This window comes from Sphingomonas sp. Ant20, assembly GCF_000783375.1.
GTDB classification, from domain to species: domain Bacteria; phylum Pseudomonadota; class Alphaproteobacteria; order Sphingomonadales; family Sphingomonadaceae; genus Sphingomonas; species Sphingomonas aerolata.
The window spans coordinates 1-1621 of record NZ_JRVI01000271.1; the positions used below are offsets into that span (position 1 = coordinate 1).

2 protein-coding genes are annotated in these 1621 nt (G+C 69.2%); one reads left to right on the top strand and one right to left on the bottom strand.

Features of this window, described 5'->3' with window-relative positions:
• Positions 1-799: TolC family protein (locus tag NI18_RS20040; protein WP_037532800.1), on the bottom strand; the 799-nt coding region annotated here is incomplete at its 3' end.
• 85 nt (positions 800-884) lie between these two features.
• Between NI18_RS20040 and NI18_RS20045 the strand changes: the two genes are divergently transcribed.
• A complete protein-coding gene (locus tag NI18_RS20045; protein WP_031438953.1) occupies positions 885-1517 on the top strand; it encodes a TetR/AcrR family transcriptional regulator in 633 nt (210 codons plus the stop codon).
• Positions 1518-1621 lie beyond the last annotated feature (104 nt).

The following is a 1621-nucleotide window of genomic DNA, read 5'->3' on the forward strand; positions in this document are numbered from 1 at the left end:
TCAGTGCGCGATCGGGCCCGGCCCCGAGCAGCGCGGCGATCGCGTTCTTGGCGAGCGCGATCTGTTCGGCGTTGCTGGCCAGGTCGACCCGCGACGCCGGCACCGCGGAACGCGCCTGTTTGAGCTCGGCCTGCGTATCGAGCCCGATCGCGACACGCTCGTTCACCAGCCGCTCGCTCGCGCTGCGCACCGCATTCGCCCGCTGCAGCACGTCCTGTTCGGCATAGAGCCGCGCAAGATCGGCATAGCGCGCGGCGATATCGGTCGCGAGCGTCAGCGCCGCCTGCTCGCCGTCGAGCCGCGCGGCCTCCGCCTCCGACGTCGCCGCGACCAGTGCCGCACGGTTGCGCCCGAACAGGTCGAGATCGAGACCTGCGTCGAGTGCCAGCCGGCCCGTGTCGTTCCAGCCCTTCGGAATGAATTCCGCGGGGATGCCGTTATTGTAGCTCTGCTTGTTGAGCCCGACCGTGCCCTCGGCGTCGAGCCGCGGCTGGTTGGCGGCACCCGCCTGCTGCACCGCGCCGCGCGCGGTCCGCACGCGGGCCGCCGCGATCGCGATGTCGGGCGATCCCGCCAGCGCTTCGGTGATCAGCGTGTCAAGCTGCGCATCGCCGTAGCCCCGCCACCACTGCGCCGCCGGCCACGCCGCATTCGACGCCGGGCCGTTCGACGCGAGGCTGTTGCGCGATGCATAGGTGTCCGCGGATGCCAGGACGGGCGGCGGCCCCAGATCGGGCACCGCGCAGCCGGCAAGCCCGGCTGCGATTGCGGTGCAGCCGGCGAATCGAATCAGTCGCATTGAATCATCGTACTCCTGCGTACGCTCGGCAGATGGTCCCGGGTCGTGGACTTGTCAATAAATAATCGTACCGTATAGTACGGCTATGTCCGAGCCGAAAACCCGCCGCGATCTGAACCGCGAAGCCCGTCGCGAGACGATCGTGGCGACCGCGCGCGAGGCGTTTCTCGACCATGGCTATGCCGCCACCTCGATGTCGACGATCGCCGTGCAGCTCGGCGGGTCGAAGGGGACGCTCTGGGCCTATTTCCCCTCCAAGGAGGATCTGTTCAGCGCGGTGCTCGACGATGTCACGTCGAACTTCCGCCAGAGCCTCGAGGATGCGCTGCGCCCGGGGCGCGACTGTGCGACGACGCTGCTCGATTTCCTCGAACGCTTCCAGGGCAAGCTGCTGCATCCCGACAATATCCGGCTGCACCGGCTGATCGTCGGCGAAGGCGGGCGGTTTCCCGAGATCGGTCGCATCTTCTATGCCCGCGGCCCGCAGATCGTGATCGAGCAGCTTTCACTCTATCTGCGCGGGCGGATGGACGCCGGCGACCTGCGCGCCGATGATCCGGTGCAGGCGGCGATGCACCTGCTGCTGCTCGCCCAGACGCAACAGAATCTGCGGCTCTGGGGAGTGGTCGGCATGCCCGGTCCCGAGGAAGCGCGCCAGCAGGCGGCGCGCGCGCTCGATCTGTTCACGCGCGCTTATGGGGCAAAGGTCGCGCCGTAACGGCGTTACGCGCGGGTACCGGGAGCCGGAGCGTCCTCCCCCGCTGCAACCGTGTCGCCACCACCGCCGCCGCCCTGTCCACCACCGCCCCCGCCCGATCCCCG